Source organism: Labrenzia sp. C1B70 (genome assembly GCF_000475395.1).
GTDB lineage: Bacteria > Pseudomonadota > Alphaproteobacteria > Rhizobiales > Stappiaceae > Roseibium > Roseibium algicola.
In genome coordinates this window covers 50,969-70,403 of the sequence record NZ_AXCE01000004.1, presented here as the reverse complement: position 1 = coordinate 70,403, position 19,435 = coordinate 50,969, and the positions used below count along the sequence as shown (strand labels likewise).

General features: G+C 60.8%; 19 protein-coding genes. 13 read left to right on the top strand and 6 right to left on the bottom strand.

The features are described 5' to 3' along the window. Positions 1 to 85: 85 nt before the first annotated feature. The 6 genes from Q666_RS38605 to speB all read left to right on the top strand — a co-directional run bounded on the left by Q666_RS38605 (position 86) and on the right by speB (position 7,389). On the top strand, positions 86 to 1,846 hold the full coding sequence (locus tag Q666_RS38605) for a sigma-54-dependent Fis family transcriptional regulator (RefSeq protein WP_023002352.1): 1,761 nt from the start codon (positions 86 to 88) through the stop codon (positions 1,844 to 1,846). 135 nt (positions 1,847 to 1,981) lie between these two features. Continuing rightward, positions 1,982 to 3,781: an NAD(P)/FAD-dependent oxidoreductase gene (locus Q666_RS38600; RefSeq protein ID WP_023002351.1), complete on the top strand. Its 1,800-nt coding sequence runs from the start codon at positions 1,982 to 1,984 to the stop codon at positions 3,779 to 3,781. Between the two features lie 480 nt (positions 3,782 to 4,261). After that, positions 4,262 to 5,323 carry a histidinol-phosphate transaminase gene (hisC, locus tag Q666_RS38590; RefSeq protein WP_023002349.1) on the top strand — a complete coding sequence of 354 codons (1,062 nt, stop codon included), beginning with the start codon at positions 4,262 to 4,264 and terminating at the stop codon, positions 5,321 to 5,323. An 81-nt stretch (positions 5,324 to 5,404) separates the two neighbouring features. Then, entirely contained in the window at positions 5,405 to 5,722 is a 318-nt protein-coding gene (locus tag Q666_RS38585) for a heavy metal-binding domain-containing protein (RefSeq protein WP_023002348.1), read from the top strand. Positions 5,723 to 5,729: 7 nt separating this feature from the next. Then, entirely contained in the window at positions 5,730 to 6,320 is a 591-nt protein-coding gene (locus tag Q666_RS38580; RefSeq protein WP_023002347.1) for a GNAT family N-acetyltransferase, read from the top strand. 109 nt (positions 6,321 to 6,429) lie between these two features. Then, positions 6,430 to 7,389 (top strand): agmatinase, encoded by a 960-nt coding sequence (gene speB, locus Q666_RS38575; RefSeq protein WP_023002346.1) that lies wholly within the window; start codon positions 6,430 to 6,432, stop codon positions 7,387 to 7,389. Positions 7,390 to 7,446: 57 nt separating this feature from the next. On the opposite strand, the gene cysK is transcribed toward speB, so the two are convergent. From cysK to dut, 3 genes are all read right to left on the bottom strand, one after another. Further along, a complete protein-coding gene (cysK, locus tag Q666_RS38570; RefSeq protein ID WP_023002345.1) occupies positions 7,447 to 8,406 on the bottom strand; it encodes a cysteine synthase A in 960 nt (319 codons plus the stop codon). Between the two features lie 144 nt (positions 8,407 to 8,550). Then, the gene (locus Q666_RS38565; RefSeq protein WP_023002344.1) at positions 8,551 to 9,207 is read right to left on the bottom strand and encodes an HAD family hydrolase; all 657 of its coding nucleotides are present in this window, start codon (positions 9,205 to 9,207) and stop codon (positions 8,551 to 8,553) included. Further along, complete coding sequence (gene dut / locus Q666_RS38560) at positions 9,207 to 9,656, bottom strand: dUTP diphosphatase (RefSeq protein WP_023002343.1); 450 nt, start codon at positions 9,654 to 9,656, stop codon at positions 9,207 to 9,209. The genes Q666_RS38565 and dut overlap by 1 nt, the downstream gene beginning before the upstream one ends. A 175-nt stretch (positions 9,657 to 9,831) precedes the next feature. Between dut and Q666_RS38555 the strand changes: the two genes are divergently transcribed. The 3 genes from Q666_RS38555 (at position 9,832) to Q666_RS38545 (ending at position 11,869) form a co-directional block, all read left to right on the top strand. After that, positions 9,832 to 10,251, top strand: a complete 420-nt coding sequence (locus Q666_RS38555) for a hypothetical protein (protein WP_208992429.1) — start codon at positions 9,832 to 9,834, stop codon at positions 10,249 to 10,251. A 21-nt stretch (positions 10,252 to 10,272) separates the two neighbouring features. Then, positions 10,273 to 10,854 carry an OmpA family protein gene (locus Q666_RS38550; RefSeq protein WP_023002341.1) on the top strand — a complete coding sequence of 194 codons (582 nt, stop codon included), beginning with the start codon at positions 10,273 to 10,275 and terminating at the stop codon, positions 10,852 to 10,854. A gap of 226 nt (positions 10,855 to 11,080) precedes the next feature. Then, positions 11,081 to 11,869 (top strand): class III extradiol ring-cleavage dioxygenase, encoded by a 789-nt coding sequence (locus tag Q666_RS38545; protein WP_023002340.1) that lies wholly within the window; start codon positions 11,081 to 11,083, stop codon positions 11,867 to 11,869. Between the two features lie 134 nt (positions 11,870 to 12,003). Here Q666_RS38545 and coaBC read toward each other — a convergent pair whose 3' ends face one another. Both coaBC and Q666_RS38535 read right to left on the bottom strand, forming a co-directional pair. Beyond that, a complete protein-coding gene (gene coaBC, locus Q666_RS38540) occupies positions 12,004 to 13,230 on the bottom strand; it encodes a bifunctional phosphopantothenoylcysteine decarboxylase/phosphopantothenate--cysteine ligase CoaBC (protein WP_023002338.1) in 1,227 nt (408 codons plus the stop codon). Between the two features lie 36 nt (positions 13,231 to 13,266). Continuing rightward, positions 13,267 to 14,490 (bottom strand): penicillin-binding protein activator, encoded by a 1,224-nt coding sequence (locus Q666_RS38535; RefSeq protein ID WP_023014453.1) that lies wholly within the window; start codon positions 14,488 to 14,490, stop codon positions 13,267 to 13,269. A gap of 189 nt (positions 14,491 to 14,679) precedes the next feature. Here Q666_RS38535 and rsmI point away from each other — a divergent pair, with 189 nt between their 5' ends. The 4 genes from rsmI (at position 14,680) to Q666_RS38515 (ending at position 17,738) form a co-directional block, all read left to right on the top strand. Next, complete coding sequence (gene rsmI / locus Q666_RS38530) at positions 14,680 to 15,594, top strand: 16S rRNA (cytidine(1402)-2'-O)-methyltransferase (protein WP_031269925.1); 915 nt, start codon at positions 14,680 to 14,682, stop codon at positions 15,592 to 15,594. Next, on the top strand, positions 15,594 to 15,998 hold the full coding sequence (locus tag Q666_RS38525; protein ID WP_023002335.1) for a YraN family protein: 405 nt from the start codon (positions 15,594 to 15,596) through the stop codon (positions 15,996 to 15,998). Before rsmI ends, Q666_RS38525 begins: the two co-directional genes overlap by 1 nt. A 368-nt stretch (positions 15,999 to 16,366) precedes the next feature. Next, positions 16,367 to 17,311 carry a glutathione synthase gene (gene gshB, locus Q666_RS38520; RefSeq protein WP_023002334.1) on the top strand — a complete coding sequence of 315 codons (945 nt, stop codon included), beginning with the start codon at positions 16,367 to 16,369 and terminating at the stop codon, positions 17,309 to 17,311. Between the two features lie 97 nt (positions 17,312 to 17,408). Next, positions 17,409 to 17,738, top strand: a complete 330-nt coding sequence (locus Q666_RS38515) for a hypothetical protein (protein WP_023002333.1) — start codon at positions 17,409 to 17,411, stop codon at positions 17,736 to 17,738. Positions 17,739 to 18,279: 541 nt separating this feature from the next. Here the strand turns inward: Q666_RS38515 and hppD are convergent. Beyond that, complete coding sequence (hppD, locus tag Q666_RS38510) at positions 18,280 to 19,392, bottom strand: 4-hydroxyphenylpyruvate dioxygenase (protein ID WP_023002332.1); 1,113 nt, start codon at positions 19,390 to 19,392, stop codon at positions 18,280 to 18,282. Between the last annotated feature and the right edge of the window lie 43 nt (positions 19,393 to 19,435).

The following is a 19,435-nucleotide window of genomic DNA, read 5'->3' as shown; positions in this document are numbered from 1 at the left end:
CTTTACGAACGCAGAATTGCGCCGGCAAAATTTGCAAAGCCTGCCCGAAAGGCTATCGTGAAGTGCTGTGTCAAGGGAGGATGACATGCGCGACCTTGAACATGTGAGTGAAATCGACCGCGTATTGAAGGGGTACGAGACCGGCAGGGATGGGCTGGTGTCGGAAAGCTGGCGGCGCTGTGTCCAGACGTACGGCATGGATCCGGCGCGTCCGGAACCGGCACATATCGTCACCGAGCAGCAACTGCGCGAACATCAGGAGCAGTCCGAGCGGTTGATCGCGACGGCTCGTTCCGGCCTGCGCACCCTGTTCAAGCAGGTGGCCGGGCACAACTACGTACTGCTGCTGGCCGATGCCAAGGGTGTGTGCGTCGACTTCTTTGGCGATCCTCGGTTCGAGGACGATCTCCGGCAGGCGGGCCTTTATCTCGGGTCCGACTGGTCCGAGGATCTTGCGGGAACCTGCGGTGTCGGCTCCTGCATCGTGACGGGGGAAGCCGTCACGATCCACCAGAGCGATCACTTCGGGCTGTCGCATACACCGCTGTCCTGTACGGCGGCCCCCATCTACGACACCTGCGGCAAGCTGGCGGCGGTTCTGGATATTTCCCTCCTGCGCTCCCCAAGCCCGAAATCGAGCCAGAACCTCGCGATGAACCTGGTGAAGGCTTCCACTCGCCGGGTCGAGATGGCCAACCTGATGGCGACCACGCGCAAGGAATGGGTCTTGCGCTTCTCGACATCGCCGGAGTTTCTGGAAGTCGATCCGGAAGCCGCCATCGCCCTGGACGACAGCGGACGGATAACAGGAATGACGCACGGCGCACTCGCCTGTCTGGCCCCGACCGGTTCCACAGACCTCATAGGTAGCCGGATCGACATGTACCTGGACCTGGATGTCGACGATCTGCCGTCCCTGATGCGAGGCCGCCCGGCGGAAGATCGGGTTCTGCGCCGGCGCGACGGTGGTGGGTTATACGGTCATGCCATCGCTCCGCAAGCCGCTCGCATGGCACGCAGCCCCGTTTCCGGGACCTTGCCCACGCCGCTGCGCGGCATCTGCGGGCAGGATGCGACGCTGTCGCAGGTGGTGTCGAAAGTTGCCCGGCTTGCACCAACGCAGGTTCCTATCCTGCTGTCTGGCGAAACCGGAACGGGCAAGGAATATCTGGCAAGGGCCATCCATGTTCTGGGTCCGGCCGACCGGTCGTTCCATACGCTCTGCTGTTCCGCCCTGAAACCGGAAAAGGTCGGCGCCTTGTCTGACGCAGCAGCCGGAACGCTGTTCCTGCGCGGGATCGAAGATCTTGACGTGGCGGGCCAGGCTGCCTTGCTTGCCTTGCTGGAACATCGAAGTGACCTTCGCGTGGTCGCCACCACGCGGCAGGATCCGGCAGGTTCCACAAGCATCCGCGCACTGCGGCCGGAACTCTATTTCAGGCTTGCCGGGTCTCTCATCCGGATCCCGCCGCTCCGGCATCGCCAGGATTTCGACTGGCTGGTCGATCGTCTGCTGCGACGCTCTCCGCGGGACCTGCGCCTGTCACCTTCGGCACGCGCCGAACTCAGCGGCCGGCATTGGCCGGGCAACATCCGTGAACTCGCGACCTTGCTGGATGTCGCGACAGCGCTTGCAGAAACCGATGTGATCGACCTTACCGATCTGCCGCAGGCGTCTTTGTCCAGACGCGTCGAAACCGACCCGAAACAGGATCTGGAAGCACTTCTGGACGCCTGTGGCTGGAACATGTCTCATGTCGCCCGAAGGCTTGGCGTCAATCGGTCGACGGTGCTCCGGCGGATGCGCTCTCTCGGCCTGGAGCCACACCCCAAGCCGCGTGCATGACTATCTGTTGCGTCTTGTTGCGTGCGCAACAGCAAACCGAGTTTCTGCCCCTTAACGTCATCAATTGACGGGCGTTCCATGGAAAAATGCAGGGGCGCTCTGCATTGTTTCCTCCATAAACAGGGAGGAACTGGAATGCTCGACAAACCATTGGTTCACGAGACCGAGACTTTTCTCAACACTTTCGGCAAGGCGCTGGAAGACGGCAAGATCGATGCTGCAACGGACATGTTCCTGGACGATTGCTACTGGCGGGACCTGATTGCCTTTACCTGGAACATCAAGACCGTCGAGGGCAAGGATCAGGTCCGCGACATGCTGGAAAAGCAACTGGCCTCCACCGGGCCGAGCAACTGGCGCATCGCGGAAGGTGAAATACCGACGAAAGAGGGCGATGTCGTCACGGCCTGGATTCAGTTCGATACCGAACGGGCTCGCTGCTTCGGCCTGATCCGGTTGAAGGGCGGCAAGATCTGGACCCTGCTGACAACCATGGCCGAGCTGAAGGGCCATGAGGAGCCGAAGGGCTTCAACCGGCCGCTGGGGGCCAAGCACGGCGCCAGCAAGCACCGCACCAGCTGGAAGGAGGAGCGCGAGCGTGAACTGGCGGACCTCGGTTACAAGACCCAGCCCTATTGCCTGATCATCGGTGGCGGCCAGGGCGGCATCGCGCTCGGCGCGCGCCTGAGGCAGCTCGGTGTGCCCACAATCATCGTGGAAAAGAATGACCGGCCCGGCGATAGCTGGCGCAACCGCTACAAGTCCCTCTGCCTGCACGATCCCGTCTGGTACGACCACCTGCCTTACATCAAGTTTCCGGAAAACTGGCCCATCTTCAGCCCCAAGGACAAGATTGGGGACTGGCTGGAAATGTACACCAAGGTCATGGAACTGAACTACTGGACCCGGACCGTTGCCAAATCCGCAACTTACGACGAAGCAAAGAAGGAATGGACAGTCGTCGTGGATCGTGACGGCGAGGAAGTGGTTCTGAAACCGAAACAACTGGTCATGGCAACCGGCATGTCGGGCAAGGCAAACGTTCCGAAATTCCCCGGCATGGACACCTTCAAGGGCGACCAGCATCATTCGTCCAGACATCCGGGGCCGGATCAGTATCGCGGCAAGAAGGCGGTCGTGGTCGGCTCCAACAATTCGGCGCACGATATCTGCGCAGCGCTTTGGGAAAATGATGTCGATGTGACCATGGTGCAGCGGTCCTCCACCCATATCGTGCGCTCGGACACCCTGATGGATGTTGGCCTCGGCGCGCTTTACTCGGAAGAGGCGGTCCGGTCCGGCGTGACGACGGAAAAGGCGGACCTGATCTTCGCCTCACTGCCCTACCGGATCCTGCACGAGTTCCAGATCCCCGCCTATGCCGAGATGAAGAAGCGGGACGCGGACTTCTACGAAGGGCTGGAGAAAGCCGGGTTCTGGCTGGACTGGGGCGACGACGAAAGCGGCCTTTTCCTGAAATACCTGCGCAGGGGCTCCGGCTACTACATTGATATCGGCGCCAGCCAGCTCATCATCGACGGCGAGATCAAGCTGAAGCGTGGCCAGGTCACCGAGATCGTGGAAGACGGTGTCATTCTGGACGATGGCACGAAACTGGAAGCGGACGTGATCGTCTATGCCACCGGCTACGGTTCGATGAACGGCTGGGTTGCCGACCTGATGGGCCAGGACATGGCCGACAGGGTTGGCAAGGTCTGGGGCCTTGGTTCCGACACCACCAAGGACCCGGGTCCCTGGGAAGGCGAACAGCGGAACATGTGGAAACCGACCCAACAGGAAGCGCTCTGGTTCCACGGTGGCAACCTGCACCAGTCGCGCCATTACTCCCAGTATCTGGCGCTACAGCTGAAAGCGCGGATGGAAGGCCTGCCGACCCCGGTCTACGGCCTTCAGCAGGTGCATCACCTGTCCTGACCGGGAACGCGGACAGGACCTGACCAAATGGAAGAGCCGGGGGAAATGTCCCCCGGCGCTTTCCTTTTTCACGACACCCTCACCCACACCCTCACCATCGTCATCCCGGACGTAGCGCAGCGAAGATCCGGGACCGGGGAACCACCAACGCGTGGCTGCAACAGGTTAGCGTCCAAATCGAAACGTTCGTGCCTCCCCGATCCCGGCTCGCGCTTCGCTTGGCCGGGAAGACGACGTGAGGTTGGTGACAGAATTGCTTGGAAAGCGGCCTACCATTTCACGAGTGCGGAGAGGCCCTGGAACAGCGTCTCCCTACCCCACCGAAGGCTTGAACCTTTCCCGCCCCGAGACGCAGCGGTCTCTGCGCGTAGCAGAGCTACGGCAACGCCGGAAAAGAACAACGTCAAAATCACTTTTACCGCACCGGTTTGGCGCCTATTGTGCGAAAAAACCACAGCAATTCCCGTCAGGATACGGTCCATGAGCAGGTTCTGGAGCCCCATAGTCAGCAAGCTGGTGCCCTATACGCCGGGTGAGCAGCCAAAGGACCGCAGCTTCATCAAGCTGAACACGAACGAGCATCCCTATGGCCCGTCGCCCATCGCGCTCGGGGCAATCCGCGCAGCTACCGAAGACAGCCTGAGGCTCTACCCCGATCCGGCAGCCGGTGCGTTGCGGGCAACGATCGGGGCAAGCTTCGGTCTGGGTGTGGATCACGTTTTTGCAGGCAACGGCTCGGACGAAATCCTGGCCCATGCCTTTCACGGCTTTTTCAGTGGCAAGGACAAGCTGCTGTTCCCCGATATCACCTACAGCTTCTACAAGACCTATTGCGAGCTTTACGGCATTTCGCACCGTTCTGTGCCACTCGATGATGATTTCCGGATTGATCCGGCCAGCCTGGGTGGGCCGTGTGGTGGCATCGTGCTTGCCAATCCGAACGCCCCGACCGGCATTGCGCTTGATCTTGCAGCGGTGCGAAGCGTTCTTGAGCAAAACCCGGATGTGGTGGTGCTGGTTGACGAAGCCTATGTCGATTTCGGCGCGGAGAGCGCCGCTCGTCTGGTTCCCGAGTTCGACAATCTTCTGGTGGTACAGACCTTTTCCAAGTCGCGCGGCCTGGCGGGCCTGCGTGTCGGATTTGCTCTTGGTCAGCCGCACCTGATCGAGGGACTGCAGCGGATCAAGGACAGTTTTAATTCCTACCCTCTCGACCGCCTGGCACTCGCGGGAGCAGAAGCCTCCTGGCAGGACACCGCCTGGTTCGAGGAGACCCGGCGCCTTGTGATCACGGAACGGCATCGGATGGCGGAAGGCCTGCGCTCTCTCGGGTTCAACGTGCTGCCGTCGGCAGCCAATTTCCTGTTCGTCTCGCATGAAACAAGGGCAGCAGGGGATCTTCTGACAGGCCTTAGGGATGAAGGCATTCTGGTGCGCCACTTCAATAAGGACCGCATCGACAACTGGCTGCGCATTTCCATTGGAACGGAAGAGGAGGGCGAGGCCTTGCTGAAGGTGATGGCAGGACTTGTCGCTGGCTAACCTCTTCCATTCTCGCCGTTTCTTGCAAAACCACGAGGACGAACCCATGTCTCGAACATCGGTTCAAAAGGGAGACAATGCATGCTGGTCACCACCACCAACACCATTCAGGGCAAGGATCTGGACTACAAGGGTCTTGTGACGGGCGAGGCGATCCTTGGCGCGAATATCTTCAAGGATTTCTTTGCCGGCATCCGTGACATTGTCGGCGGCCGCTCCGGTGCGTACGAGGAAGAGCTTGGCAAGGCGCGCAAGATCGCCATCGACGAAATGTGCCAGCAGGCCCAGGCAATGGGCGCCAATGCGGTGATCGGCGTCGATCTCGATTACGAAACCGTAGGCCAGAACGGCTCCATGCTGATGGTCAGCGCCACAGGGACCGCGGTCTTCATCCGCTGATCCTGCCATGTCATCCGACCTTTTCATTTCTCCCGGCTTCCCGGAAGACCAGCGGCTGGTTGCCGCCCGCCTGTTCTGGCAGGCCTTTTCCGGCAAGCTCGGCAAGGTACTGGCCCCGGAAGAAAAAGCGCTTCGACTTGTCGAGCGCATCCTCAACCCGGATTTTGCCATCAGCGCTATCGACCGGGAGGGACGGCTGCTAGGCCTTGCCGGTTACAAGACCCGGGACGGAGCTCTTGTCGGCGGCAGCCTCGCCGACATGACGGCGGTTTACGGCGCGTTCGGCGGCCTCTGGCGCGGACTTCTACTGGAAGTTCTGGAACGCAGGATCGAGCCGGACTGCCTGCTGATGGACGGCATCTTTGTGGCCGAAAGCGCCCGCGGCCGCGGCATCGGCGGCACCTTGCTGAAAGCCATTGGCGAAGAAGCACGCCAGCGCTCGCTCACCCGTGTGCGGCTGGATGTGATCGACACGAACCCAAGGGCAAAAGCTCTTTACGAGCGCTCGGGGTTCAAGGCGGTTGGGGAAGAAAAGACCGGGTATCTCGAACTTCTGTTCGGTTTTTCCTCCGCGACACGTATGGAAAAGCAGGTTTAGGGAGTTCAGCCAGGTTCAGAGCCAGTAGTTTTTTGGTTGCCTCAACCCCGCCCTTTCCCCCCTTCCGCAATGATGCTCTAGTTGGCCGGTCCCCAACAGGAGCCTTTGAATGTCCTCACACGGTTATGAAAGCGGGCGATTGAACCTGCCCTTTGTCGGCATCTGCACCTTCGGCAAGTATCCCTATCAGCCGGATTGGGACGCCATCGATGCGGATGTTGCCGTCATGGGGGCTCCGTTCGACTTCGGCACCCAGTGGCGTTCGGGCGCGCGTATGGGGCCGCGTGCGATCCGGGAGGCCTCGACGCTGTTTTCCTTCGGCCATGCGGGTGCTTATGATTTCGAGGACGACATCACCTACCTGCCGGCGGAAACCACCCGCATTGTCGATCTGGGTGATGCCGATATCGTCCATACGGACACGATTGAAAGCCACAGACGCATCGAATTCGGCGTACGCAAGATCCTTAAGGCCGGTGCCTTGCCGGTGGTGCTGGGCGGCGATCATTCGGTCAACATTCCCTGCATCAACGCCTTTGATGGCGAAGACCCGATCCACGTCGTCCAGATCGATGCGCATCTGGATTTCGTCGACGAACGACACGGCGTGCGCTACGGCCATGGCAACCCCATGCGCCGCGCGGCGGAAAAACCCTATGTCACCGGCCTGACGCAGATCGGCATTCGCAACGTCTCCTCCACCTCGCGCGATGGCTACGAGGACGCCCGCAGGATGGGCTCCGACATCCTGTCCGTGCGGCAGGCCCGCAAGCTCGGCACCGAGGCGCTTCTGGCCCGGATACCAGCCGGCAAGCGCTATTACCTGACGCTCGATATCGATGCTTTCGATCCGTCCATCGCACCGGGCACGGGCACGCCGAGCCACGGCGGATTTCTTTATTATGAAGTGCTGGAGCTGCTCGACGGTCTGGCAAGACAGGGCGACATCGTCGGCATCGATCTGGTGGAAGTTGCGCCGGACTATGACCCGACCGGTTCCACAAGCACCCTTGCGGCACAGGTTCTCATGAACACCATCGGCAGGGTTCTGCATCACCGCAAGACATGAAAAACCCCGCCGGCCGGAGTGAACCGGCCGACGGGGTGAAATTTCGCGACTGGGTGCTCAGAGGCCGTCGAACAGCGCCGTGGAAAGATACCGTTCTGCGAAGGACGGAATGATCACCACGATGTTCTTGCCTTCCATGCCTTCGCGCTGACCGACGCGGATGGCAGCGGTGAGCGCGGCGCCGGAAGAAATGCCCACCGGCAGGCCTTCGGTCTTTGCCACTTCCCGGGCCATGGCGAAGGCATCTTCGTTGGCGACGGTCTGGACTTCATCATAGACGGAGGTGTCGAGCACGCCCGGCACGAAACCGGCACCAATGCCCTGGATCTTGTGCGGACCGGGCTGGCCGCCGGAAAGCACGGGGCTGTCGGCCGGTTCGACGGCAACGACATGAAGGCCCGGCTTGCGATCCTTCAGCACCTGGGAAACGCCGGTGATGGTGCCGCCGGTGCCGATGCCGGAGACGAACACGTCAACACCGCCTTCGGTATCGTTCCAGATCTCTTCCGCGGTGGTGTTGCGGTGGATTTCAGGGTTGGCGGCGTTTTCGAACTGCTGTGGCATCACCGCACCGTCGATTTCGCTGATCAGTTCCTCGGCGCGGGCGATTGCGCCCTTCATGCCTTTTGGCCCTTCGGTCAATTCCAGCTCGGCGCCCAGGATCTTGAACATCTTGCGGCGTTCCACCGACATGGTCTCCGGCATTACCAGGATAAGCCGGTAGCCCTTGGCGGCAGCGACAAATGCCAGCGCGATGCCTGTGTTGCCGGAGGTCGGCTCGACGAGCGTGGTCTTGCCCGGAACGATCTGGCCGGCCTGCTCCATCGCTTCTATCATCGCAACGCCGATCCGGTCCTTGACGCTGGAAATCGGGTTGAAGAACTCAAGCTTTGCCAGGAGGTTGCCCTTGACACCGTGCGCCTTGGCCAGCCGGTCCAGCCGGACGATCGGTGTATCGCCGATGGTCTCGGTGATGGAGGAATAGATTTTTCCGCGACCACTGGTCTTGATCGTCATGGCAGGTCTCCCAAGTTGGCCGGATCTTCTTCCGCCGGCATCGTTCGACTATCGGAGCGATAAGATAGTACGGGTTTCGGCAAGTTATAAGGGGCCGAAAGCACCTTTGCGATCCTGCGGGTAAAACCTTTTTCCAGAAAAGCTTCAGGTCTTGGAAAAGAGCAGGTCCGGCAGATCCGCCATTGCCTCGAACAGGACGGCCCCGGCGCCCTGCATGGCCTCGCGGTCGCAAGCGGGATCCTCGACAAAGGCATAGACGCCCATGCCCGCTGCCCGGGCTGCCAGAACGCCGGGCAGGCTGTCCTCGATTACCGTACAGTTTTCCGGGGCATGGCCCATGGTGCGTGCTGCCAGCAGGAACACATCCGGCGCGGGCTTGCCGCGCTCGCAGTCCTGTGCGGAAAACAGCCGGCCTTCCAGCCGGGGCAGCAGACCGGAACTGCCGAGCGTTGTGCGCATCTTTTCATATTTGCCGGAAGACCCGACGCAATAGGCGACGTCGCGCCGGTCGAGTTCGTCCAGCACGCCGGCGACGCCTTCGATCGCCGGAACACCCGCCTTGAAGCTCTCCAGATCGCGCAGCCGAACCTGGTCCGGCCAGTCGGCAGGCAACACCTGAGCTGTCAGCTCTTCGATCATGGACTGGACGTCTTCCAGTGTCCGTCCCATGAACCTGCGCTGACAATCCGGCCCGGTCATCGGAACGCCAAGCTCGCTGATGATCGCGGCCATGTTGGCGTTGGCCATGCGTTCCGTATCGACCAGAACGCCGTCGCAATCGAATATGATCAGCTCAGACATCACGCGCGGCCAGTCGAACCGAAACCGCCGGAACCGCGCTCGGTCTCCGAGAGGACCTCGACTTCGACAATGTCCGCCTGCAGAACAGGTGCAATCACCATCTGGGCGATCCGGTCTCCCCGTGAAATCTCGAAGGGGTCGTCACCGAGATTGATCAGGATCACCTTCACCTCTCCGCGGTAGTCGGCATCAATGGTGCCCGGCGTGTTCAAGACGGTGACGCCATGTTTGGCGGCAAGGCCTGACCGGGGGCGAACCTGAGCCTCAAAGCCGGCGGGCAGAGCCATGGCAAGACCAGTTGGCACCAGGGCACGGGCACCAGGTGCAAGGGTTATCTTGCCGTCAACGGCTGCCAGAAGGTCAAGTCCGGCGGCCAGCACCGACTGATAGGCGGGCAGTGGCAGATCGCGACCGTGCTCCAGTCGCTTCAGTTCCAGGGTAACAGGCATTGAAAGTGTCCGGCAGTGAGCGTTGCTGGCGAGTGACGATATTCGCCGGTCCGTGTCAAGGCTGGCGGGCATTCACGAAACTTCGCATGAAAATCAGATATCTACTTGAAGTCGTAATCCTCACCTGAAACACTCTGACGCATCGTAACGTGCCAGCGATTGGGAGATTGGCAACATGAGACGATTGATTTTTGCATTTACCACCGGGTTGATGCTGGTCGCTGCACCGGCTGCCTTCGCCCAGACCGTCGGCTATGCCGACGCCATCAAGATCCTGGCCGCCAGCTGTGGCAAGGACATCGAATCCTATTGCAAGTCCGCGACACTGGCCAACAACGGCATCACTCAGTGTCTTGAACAGAATCAGTCCAAGGTTTCGGAAAAGTGCAACGCCGACCGTCTGGTCGTGACTTCGCTCATTCAGGCACGGCTGGCGGCCCAGGCGGAAGCGCCCAAACTGTGCCAGCGCGATGCCGCGCAATATTGCAAGGGCGTCAAGGCCGGTGCGGGCCATCTTCTGCGCTGCCTGCTGAAGGCCCAGCCTTCCGTCAGCGAAAAATGCAACACGGCCATTGACCTGGCCGGCTACCGCTAACTCGGCACCGGGAGATTTTTCATGAACAAGATACTTCTGGCCGGTTTGTCGGCCGCCTTTCTCGCCGTGTCCGCTTCGGGCCTTGCAGCCCAGACCAAGCTGAGCCGCAACGAGATCATCAACTCCCTGCAGGGGGCCCAGCAGAAGGTCGATCTTACGGCCGATGAACTGCAGAAAGCAGCGCTGGAAAATATCCAGAAATATCCGGGTGCAAATGCTCCCAACACCTTGCCGCTTGCCGACAAGCTGGCCTCTCTGCGCCAGTTCAACGTGGAAATCACGTTCGATTTCGACAGCGCGCGCATTCGCCCGGAATCCTATGAAACCGTTGGCCTGATCGCGGATGCCCTGCACACGCCTTATCTGCAGGGGCAGACTTTCTTCATCGTCGGTCACACGGATGCAAAGGGTGCACGCGAATATAACCTGGAACTTTCGCTGAAACGGGCGCAGGCGGTGCGTGAAGCACTGGTGACCACATTCCGCGTACCAGGCGACTATCTCTTCGCTGTGGGCCTGGGTGAGGAACAGCTGCGCGATCCGTCCAAGCCGGATGCCGCCATCAACCGGCGCGTTCAGCTGATCAACCTGGGTTACAGGTAAGGGCCGCTCAGGCGGGTTTGGGCCAGGCGTTCTGAAGCCCGCCTGATACCGGCAAGCAAGGACACATACCGCTCCCGTAAGCGGAAGCGGTATGACTGAACAGTGGAAATCGAAGGCAGGGATTGTTCACATGTGTCGAACGAGCCTTCTTCCCTTTCTGGTCTAATCCTTCCGGACGAATAGCTTATCTTCTCGGGTAGAAACAATTCTCCCGAGGAGTGGTCCCATGACGGCTACACCAAACCGTATTTCGCCCGTCTTTTTTGCCCACGGTGCGCCAACCCTGGCACTTGAAGACACCGCTGCCAGCCGGTTCCTGAAGAGTTTTGCCGCAAGCCAGCCACGCCCCAAGGCAATCCTGATCCTGTCCGCGCATTGGGAAACAGACGGTTTGAAGCTGTCGGCACCGGGACCGCTGCGGACCTATCATGATTTCCGCGGTTTCCCGCGCCCGCTCTACGAGATCTCCTATCCCGCAAAGGCCGATGTGGATCACGTCGACGAAGCGGCACGCCTCCTGGAAGCTGCCGGCCACGATGTGGAACTCGACAGTCACTGGGGGCTTGATCACGGGGCCTGGGTGCCGCTGTCGCTTGCCTATCCGGATGCCGACATTCCGGTCGTGGCGATGTCGCTGCCGCACGGCAGCACGCCCGCATCCGTCTATGCCCTTGGCCAGGCGCTGGCACCGCTCAAGGACAAGGGCGTGTTGCTGGCAGGGTCCGGCAGCACCACGCACAACCTGCGTGAATTCGGGCCGCAAGGCTCGCCAACGCCTGTGTGGGCGTCTGATTTCGACCGCTGGCTGGACGATGGCCTCAAGTCTGGATCGATCGGATATTTCGACGATATCCAGAGCGCACCGAACTTTCGCCGCAACCACCCGACGGACGAGCACCTTCTGCCGCTGTTCTTCGCCTTTGGCGCAGGCGGAACGGATGCAAAGGCCCAGCTTCTCCATAGAAGCTACGAGTACGGCTCCATCAGCATGAGCTACTTCCGCTTCGCGGCCTGACCAGCCCCATCGACCGTCCCTGCTCCGGCAGGGGCGCAGGCCTGCAGAACGGTTTCGGTGAAAAAAGGCAGAAAGCTGCCGGGCAGAAACACCCGTCCTTCATCGCGTACGTTTGTGAAACAGTTTGGCTCGGCTCAGTCCGAGCCGAGCGCCTCGGCTGCGCGGGCGATGATCCTGCGGGCTACCTCACCCTTGTCCATTTCCGGCCAGTCTTCGACGCCGTCACGGCTGACGACCCGAATGGTGTTGGCGTCGCCGCCCATGATGCCTGTCTGCGGACTGACGTCGTTCGCGATAATCCAGTCGGCCTTCTTGCGTTCCAGCTTGCCACGGGCATTGTCGATCAGGTTTTGCGTCTCGGCGGCAAAGCCGATCAGCAACTTTGGCCTCAGGTCCGGATGATGACCGACAGTCGCCAGAATGTCCGGGTTTTCCGTCAGCTCCAGCGCGGGCGGTTTGCCGGTCCCATCCTTCTTGATCTTCTGGGCCCCCTCGCTCGCGACACGCCAGTCGGCGACGGCGGCGGCCATGATGGCGATATCCGCCGGCAGATTGCCTTCCACCGCCTTTAGCATCGCGGAAGCGGACTCCACGTGGATGACATGGATATTGGCCGGATCCGGCAGTGTTACCGGGCCGGACACCAGCGTTACCCGAGCGCCCGCTTCATAGGCGGCGCGGGCTAGCGCATGGCCCTGCTTGCCGGAAGACCGGTTGGCAATGTAGCGGACGGGGTCGATCGGCTCATGGGTCGGGCCTGAGGTTATCAGAACATGTTTTCCGGCAAGCGGCAGACTGCCGGCCCGGATCGCTTCTTCCCGCAGCACGGCCTCGGCAGCTGCCACGATCTCCAGCGGCTCGCTCATCCGGCCGGTACCGGCTTCGCCCCTTTCCGCCATTTCGCCGGATGCTGGGCCGCAAAAGGCAATGCCACGCGCCTTGAGTATCGTCCGGTTACGCTTGGTCGCCTCATGCTGCCACATCTTCGGGTTCATGGCAGGGGCAACCAGAACAGGCTTGTCGGTTGCCAGCAGCACCGCTGTCGCCAGATCGTCGGCAATCCCGTGGGCCATCTTGGCCATCAGATCGGCGGTGGCAGGCGCTATCAGGATCAGGTCATGGTCGCGGGCCAGGCGGATGTGGCCGACGTCGTGCTCGGCCTGCCGGTCGAACAGGTCGGTGAAGACGGTTTCTGCGGCCAGAGCCCCGGCAGCCAGAGGCGTGATGAATTCTTGCGCGCCCTTCGTCATCACCGGGATCACCCGGGCGCCGCGTTCCTTCAGCCTGCGGATCAGGTCAAGGGACTTGTAGGCAGCGATACCGCCGCTGATGATCAGGACGATCTGTTTGCCGCTCAGCATCTTAACTCAGCACTCCTAGGGTGTCGGCGGATAAGATCAGAATCCGGTGCGGAAATCCCGTGGTGCCGGAGAAATCACCTGTGTGCCCTGCCCGGTGATCTGGTAGACGGCAAGGCCCCGCTGGTTGAGGCCATTGGATTGGAAGCGGAACAATCCGTCAATGCCGATGAAGCCATCGCGGTTGGTGATGATGTTTTGCTGGAAGCGCTGCTGTCCGGCGGAGCGGATCAGACCCGCGGCCAGCGTGACACCGTCATAGACCAGGCTGGCATTGCGCGGCGGCGCGGAGCCATAGATGCTCTGGTAGCGTTGGGCAAAGGCCAGGAAACCCTTGTCCTCCGGCCCGGCGAACCAGGCACCGGCAAGCACCGGGTTGTTCTTGACCTGGGGAGAATCCCACTGTCCGGTACCGAGCAATTTCACATTGCCCAGATTGGCGCCCTGGCTGACCAGGGTCTGCACGACAACTGCCGGCACACCGCCCCCGGCCGGTACGAACAGGGCGTCTGCATTGTTCAGAACCGATTTCAGCGCCGTGGTCTTGGCAACAAGATCGGATGTGTCCGATCCGTTCATGGAATAGCGCTGGATCGATGCGATCCTGCCTGCTCCGCGGCCGACTTCCTGGCGGAACGCCGCCTCGACGATGGCACCATAGGAGCCTTCGGGGATCAGGGCGGTATAGGAATGTCTCTTCTGGCTGTTGGCATAGCCGACGACCCGTTTCACGTCGCTTTCCGGCAGGAAGCTGAGCAGATAGACGCCCCGGGATGCGACGGAGGTGTCGGTAGAGAAGGCAATGACCGGAACGCCGGTTGCCCGCGCAGCCTGCGCAGCGCCGGATACCGCCGGTGAGAACACCGGGCCAAGGATCAGTTCCGCGCCTTCCGAAATGGCAGCCTGCGCTGCCGCGCGTCCGCCTTCGGACGTGCCGCCGGTATCTTTCACCAGCAACTGCACATCCGCGCTCGGGAAGTTCTGCAGCGCCAGAGAGGCGGCGTTCTTGAAAACCGTACCGATGGAGGCATTGCCGTCGGAACTTGCCAATGGCAACAGCAATCCGATGCGCACCCCGCCCGTTCCGATGATTTCACCAGTCGGTTGCGGCTGGGCACTTGGCTGGATCTGGTCACCCGGCAGAGAGCCGAGCGTGGACCCCATGCAGCCACCCAGCAACATCGTACTGGCTCCAGCCAGCGCCGTTTTCAAGAAAACACGTCTGTGCTGTTGCACGATGTCGCCCCGTCTTGCACTTGCCATATTTGTTGGTTCACCCTTTGGGAAAGACTTACGTATTCGCTACAGGCCTGTAAAGATTTAGTGGCCTTTCAATGGCATATCGGCCCGATCAACGGTGGATTTGCCTTGCATCGGTTGTACTGAAAGGCTAGCGCAAGGGCGCAAACGGGGCCGATGCTGCTATTCGCGGCGGACAAGAGGAAAGGCAACATGGTCAAGGAAACAGCCGGGCCGGCTGCGGACAAGAACCGCTACAGCCTCTCCGAACATGTCTTCACTGCACCCAATCTGGAACCCGCGCTCTACATCGTGTCCACGCCGATCGGCAACCTCGGTGATATCACCGTCAGGGCCCTGGAAACGCTTGCTGCAGCAAGCGTAATCGCTTGCGAGGATACGCGGGTCACGGCAACGCTCACCCAGCGGTTTTCGCTGAAGACGCCGCTTCTCCCCTATCACGAACACAATGCCGACAAGCAGCGGCCGAAGATCCTGGAAGCTCTGGCTGACGGCCGCGCCGTGGCGCTGGTGTCCGATGCTGGCACGCCTCTGGTTTCCGACCCGGGCTACCGGCTGGTGCGTGATGTGGTCGCAGAAGGGCATAAAGTCATCCCGATCCCCGGTGCGTCGGCGCCGCTGGCTGGCCTTGTCGCCGCGGGTCTGCCGAGCGACACGGTGCTTTTCGCCGGCTTCCTGCCTCAAAAGGGAGGCCCGAAGTCCCGGCGGCTGGAAGAGCTGGCCAAGGTGCCTTCGACGCTGATTTTCTTTGAATCGCCCCACCGCACCGCCGCGACCCTGGCGCTGATGGCGGAACTGCTCGGCCCCGGCCGCGAAGCCGTCGTTGCGCGCGAGCTGACCAAGCGGTTCGAAACCTTCGAGCGTGGCACTCTGGAAGATCTGGGCACCCGGTTCGAGGGCCGGCAGGTCAAGGGTGAAATCGTCATTCTCGTCGGTCCGCCGGAAGACAAGCCGGAAGCCGAGGTGGACGATCTGGATGCCTTGCTGAGTGAGGCGCTCACCGAAATGCCGGTCAGTGCCGCGGCCAAGAAAATCTCGAAAGCGACGGGGCTTGACCGCAACGAGGTCTATAAACGCGCGCTGGAACTGAAGGCGGACGACGCCTGATGGCACGTCGTCCCGGCGGAGCCGGAAGGCAACCGGCAGAAACCGATCGCCGCCGCCGGGCACATGCCCTGGGCCTTTCTGCCGAAACCCTTGCCGCCTGGTACCTGCGCCTCACCGGCTGGCGCATTCTCAAGCGCCGATACAAGACAAAGGCTGGCGAGATCGACCTCATCGCCAAGCGGCGCAAGACAGTCGCCTTCATCGAGGTCAAGGCCCGCAAATCGCGGCAGGCGGCGCTGGAAGCCGTCACGCCCGCCAGCCAGAAGCGCATCTCGCGTGCCGCGAAGATCTTCGTCACGGAACACCCGAAGGCCGGGTTCTTCACCCTGCGCTTCGATATTATCGTCGTCCGGCCCCGCGCGTTGCCCGAGCGGATCGTGAATGCGTTTCAGGCCTGGGAGTAGTTCGGGGCGCAATTTTTCGGCTGCCGAGATATTCACCTTCGGCGTCACGCCGGACAAGCGCAGCGCGGATCCGGGGCGTGCTCGCTGCCCTGCTTGCTCACAGTGGTCTCAATGCCCCGGATGTTTGCGCCACCTTGCGAGCGCTCTTGAAACGAGCAGGCCCCGGGTCTCCCGTCGGTCGCCGGGGTGACGCTGACTATGGCCGAGAGACTTCACCTCATTTGCCGGTGCCCGGAGCCACAGGAACCGAACTCGGATCCTTCTGACCTCCCCCTCTGGACAAAGCCGACTGCGCACCGCATATCTGGACCAATCGTTCTGAAAATCCCAAAGGCGCTCAAGCGGCGCCGCCCGCCGGGAGTTGCCTCATGGCTTTGAAAGTTGCGGTCCAGATGGACCATGTTTCGTCCATCAACATTGCCGGCGACAGCGCCTTCGCAATGATGCTGGAAGCACAGTCTCGCGGACATGAACTTTATCACTACACGCCCGACCGTCTGGCGATGCGCGGTGACGAAGTGTTCTGCGCACTGGAGCCGATCGAAGTGCGCGATGTGAAGGGTGATCACTTCACATTGGGTGAAAAGAGCCGGTTCAACATGCGCGAGATGGACGTGGTGCTGATGCGCCAGGATCCGCCGTTTGACCTCTCCTACATCGCCGCGACCCATATTCTGGAAAAGATCCATCCGGACACTCTGGTGGTCAACGATCCTGCAGCCGTTCGCAACGCGCCGGAAAAGCTGTTCGTGACCGAATTCGCCGACCTGATGCCGCCGACCCTGATCACCAAGGACAAGTCGGAAATCGATCTGTTCCGGAAGGAATACGGCGACATCGTCATGAAGCCGCTGTTCGGCCATGGTGGCGCGGCTGTCTTCCGCATCACCCAGGATGACCTCAACTACGGTTCGCTCTACGACTTCTTTGCCGCGACCTTCCGCGAGCCCTGGGTCATCCAGCAGTTCCTGCCCAATGTGAAGCACGGCGACAAACGCATCCTGCTGGTTGATGGCCAGTTCGCCGGTGCGGTCAACCGCGTTCCGGCCGCGGGCGACCTGCGCTCCAACATGGTGCGCGGCGGTGCGCCGACCGACAGTGAGCTGACCGAGCGCGAACGCGAGATCTGTGCGCGCCTCGGGCCTTCGCTGAAGGAGAAGGGCCTGATCCTGGTGGGGATCGATGTCATCGACGGCAACCTGACAGAAATCAACGTCACCGCCCCCACCGGCATCCGCGCCATCCGCAATCTCGGCGGACCGGATGTGGCTGGCATGGTCTGGGACGTGCTGGAAGCGAAGGTGAAGGGCTGAGCTGCCCTTCCCGCCAGCCAGTTCGAATATCCGCTTGACCTCAATTTAAGTTGAGGTTGTAGAGCTTTTTCTCCTTTCAAATCCCAAGGAGAAAAGCATGAAATCGGACACGGAATCCCGGCCTATCTACCGCGTTGACCGCTTTGAAGTGCCGCTTGAGGCGCGCGACGTTCTGCTGGAACGGCTCAATGTCATTCGCGGCCTGCTTCAGAACATTGAAGGGTGCCGCCAGAACCTTGTGCTTGAGCAGCCTTCCGGCGAGGGGATGGCAAAATTCGTCACCTTTGTCGAATGGCAGAACGAAGAGGTCTTTCTGGAGGCAAAAGCCCGGATTGCAGACGAATACCGCAAGGTCGCGTTCGATCCGCAGGCCTTCCTGAAGCAAATCGGCGCAAAGGCGGTCATGGCGAACATGAACGCTGTCTGATGTCTGACGGTACGAACGGGAATACCCGCCTGCGGAGGTCGCGCACACAGCCCGCGCCAAGGCAAAAAAAACCTCCGCATGGGGGTGCGGAGGTATAAAGAGTTTGTGCTTAGACAATGCAACAGAGGGCCTACTCGGCAGCCTCTGTATGTAAAACCCGTTCCGCATGGAATCGTTCCTTGGAAAAACGTGATTCACGTGAAATTTTTCAAGTTTCTACTTCAGGGTGTCGTTATCGTATTGAAAAGACGGGATTAATCCGGCCAAGGACGCTCAAGATTTTTTTCCATTGATACCCGCTGAAACCCCGGATCGCGCTGTCAGCGAGGCGCAACACCCGGAAATGGCGTGACTTTTCGTGTTCCCCTGGGGCATGTCGCTTGGCAGGGCGGCCACTCCTTCGGGCCGTGCAAACAAGATCAAGTCCTGAGCCGGGTCCGGGCTTTGCTGCATCGGAAAAAGAATAATCTGGCCCGCAGGGCAAAACAAAGGCCGCTTTCCCGAAGGACAGCGGCCTTTCAGAAGCAACCTGCAAGTGGGATTATTCGGCTGCTTCAGTCTTGATGACGCCGCGGCGGATCTGGTCTTCCTCGATCGATTCGAACAGGGCGCGGAAATTGCCTTCGCCAAATCCTTCGTCACCCTTGCGCTGGATGAACTCGAAGAAGATCGGGCCGATCACGGTCTTGGAGAAGATCTGCAGCAGGATCTTGGTCATGCCGCCGTCGATCACACCCTCACCATCGATCAGGATGCCGTGGCGCTTCATCCGCTCGATCGGCTCGTCATGGCCGTTCACCCGGGCATGGGACATCTCGTAATAGGTTTCCGGCGGGCCGGGCATGAATTTCAGGCCGTTGTCCGCCAGAAGGTCCGTGCTCTGGTAGATGTTGTCCGTGCCGACAGCAATGTGCTGGATGCCTTCGCCGTTGTACTTCTTCAGGTATTCCTCGATCTGGCTGGTATCGTCCTTGGATTCGTTCAGCGGAATACGGATCTTGCCGCAAGGGCTGGTGATCGCGCGGCTGACGAGACCGGTGATCCGACCGTCGATGTCGAAGAAATGGATCTGCTTGAAGTTGAACAGGTCGCGGTAGAAGTCCCACCACTTGTCCATGTTGCCGCGATAGACGTTGTGGGTGAGGTGGTCGAGATAATAGAAACCGACGCCCTGCGGCTTGGGGTCGAATTCGCCCAGCCAGTTGAATTCCCTGGAATAGGCCGAGCCTTTGGCGCCGTAGGTATCCACGAAATAAAGCAGCGAGCCGCCGATGCCGACAATTGCCGGAACGTCCAGGGTCTTGTCGTCGCCTTCATAAGGCGTCGCACCTTTGGCAACCGCATGCTCGAACGCCTTTTGCGCATCGACGACGCGCCAGGCCATGGCAGGCGCGCACGGGCCGTGCGTGTCCACGAACTTCATGCCGAAGCTGCCCGGTTCGGCATTCAGCACGTATGTGACGTCACCCTGGCGATAGAGCGTGATGTTCTTGCTCTTGTGCTTTGCAACGGGGAGGTAGCCCATCTTGCGGAACAGTTCGTCCAGCTTTTCCGGTTCCGGATGGGCGAATTCGACAAATTCGAAGCCATCGGTCCCTGCCGGATTTTCAGACGTGATCTGTGCCGGCGGCGCGTCGTGCGGGAACGGTCCCATGAAAGTCCTCCTCGGTAAAACGGGTCATTGCAGCCAGAATGCC

Coding starts and splice junctions, on each gene's coding strand:
- Q666_RS38605 (WP_023002352.1), top strand. CDS start 86: ATGCGCGACCTTGAACATGTGAGTGAAATCGACCGCGTATTGAAGGGG.
- Q666_RS38600 (WP_023002351.1), top strand. CDS start 1,982: ATGCTCGACAAACCATTGGTTCACGAGACCGAGACTTTTCTCAACACT.
- hisC (WP_023002349.1), top strand. CDS start 4,262: ATGAGCAGGTTCTGGAGCCCCATAGTCAGCAAGCTGGTGCCCTATACG.
- Q666_RS38585 (WP_023002348.1), top strand. CDS start 5,405: ATGCTGGTCACCACCACCAACACCATTCAGGGCAAGGATCTGGACTAC.
- Q666_RS38580 (WP_023002347.1), top strand. CDS start 5,730: ATGTCATCCGACCTTTTCATTTCTCCCGGCTTCCCGGAAGACCAGCGG.
- speB (WP_023002346.1), top strand. CDS start 6,430: ATGTCCTCACACGGTTATGAAAGCGGGCGATTGAACCTGCCCTTTGTC.
- cysK (WP_023002345.1), bottom strand. CDS start 8,406: ATGACGATCAAGACCAGTGGTCGCGGAAAAATCTATTCCTCCATCACC.
- Q666_RS38565 (WP_023002344.1), bottom strand. CDS start 9,207: ATGTCTGAGCTGATCATATTCGATTGCGACGGCGTTCTGGTCGATACG.
- dut (WP_023002343.1), bottom strand. CDS start 9,656: ATGCCTGTTACCCTGGAACTGAAGCGACTGGAGCACGGTCGCGATCTG.
- Q666_RS38555 (WP_208992429.1), top strand. CDS start 9,832: ATGAGACGATTGATTTTTGCATTTACCACCGGGTTGATGCTGGTCGCT.
- Q666_RS38550 (WP_023002341.1), top strand. CDS start 10,273: ATGAACAAGATACTTCTGGCCGGTTTGTCGGCCGCCTTTCTCGCCGTG.
- Q666_RS38545 (WP_023002340.1), top strand. CDS start 11,081: ATGACGGCTACACCAAACCGTATTTCGCCCGTCTTTTTTGCCCACGGT.
- coaBC (WP_023002338.1), bottom strand. CDS start 13,230: ATGCTGAGCGGCAAACAGATCGTCCTGATCATCAGCGGCGGTATCGCT.
- Q666_RS38535 (WP_023014453.1), bottom strand. CDS start 14,490: ATGGCAAGTGCAAGACGGGGCGACATCGTGCAACAGCACAGACGTGTT.
- rsmI (WP_031269925.1), top strand. CDS start 14,680: ATGGTCAAGGAAACAGCCGGGCCGGCTGCGGACAAGAACCGCTACAGC.
- Q666_RS38525 (WP_023002335.1), top strand. CDS start 15,594: ATGGCACGTCGTCCCGGCGGAGCCGGAAGGCAACCGGCAGAAACCGAT.
- gshB (WP_023002334.1), top strand. CDS start 16,367: ATGGCTTTGAAAGTTGCGGTCCAGATGGACCATGTTTCGTCCATCAAC.
- Q666_RS38515 (WP_023002333.1), top strand. CDS start 17,409: ATGAAATCGGACACGGAATCCCGGCCTATCTACCGCGTTGACCGCTTT.
- hppD (WP_023002332.1), bottom strand. CDS start 19,392: ATGGGACCGTTCCCGCACGACGCGCCGCCGGCACAGATCACGTCTGAA.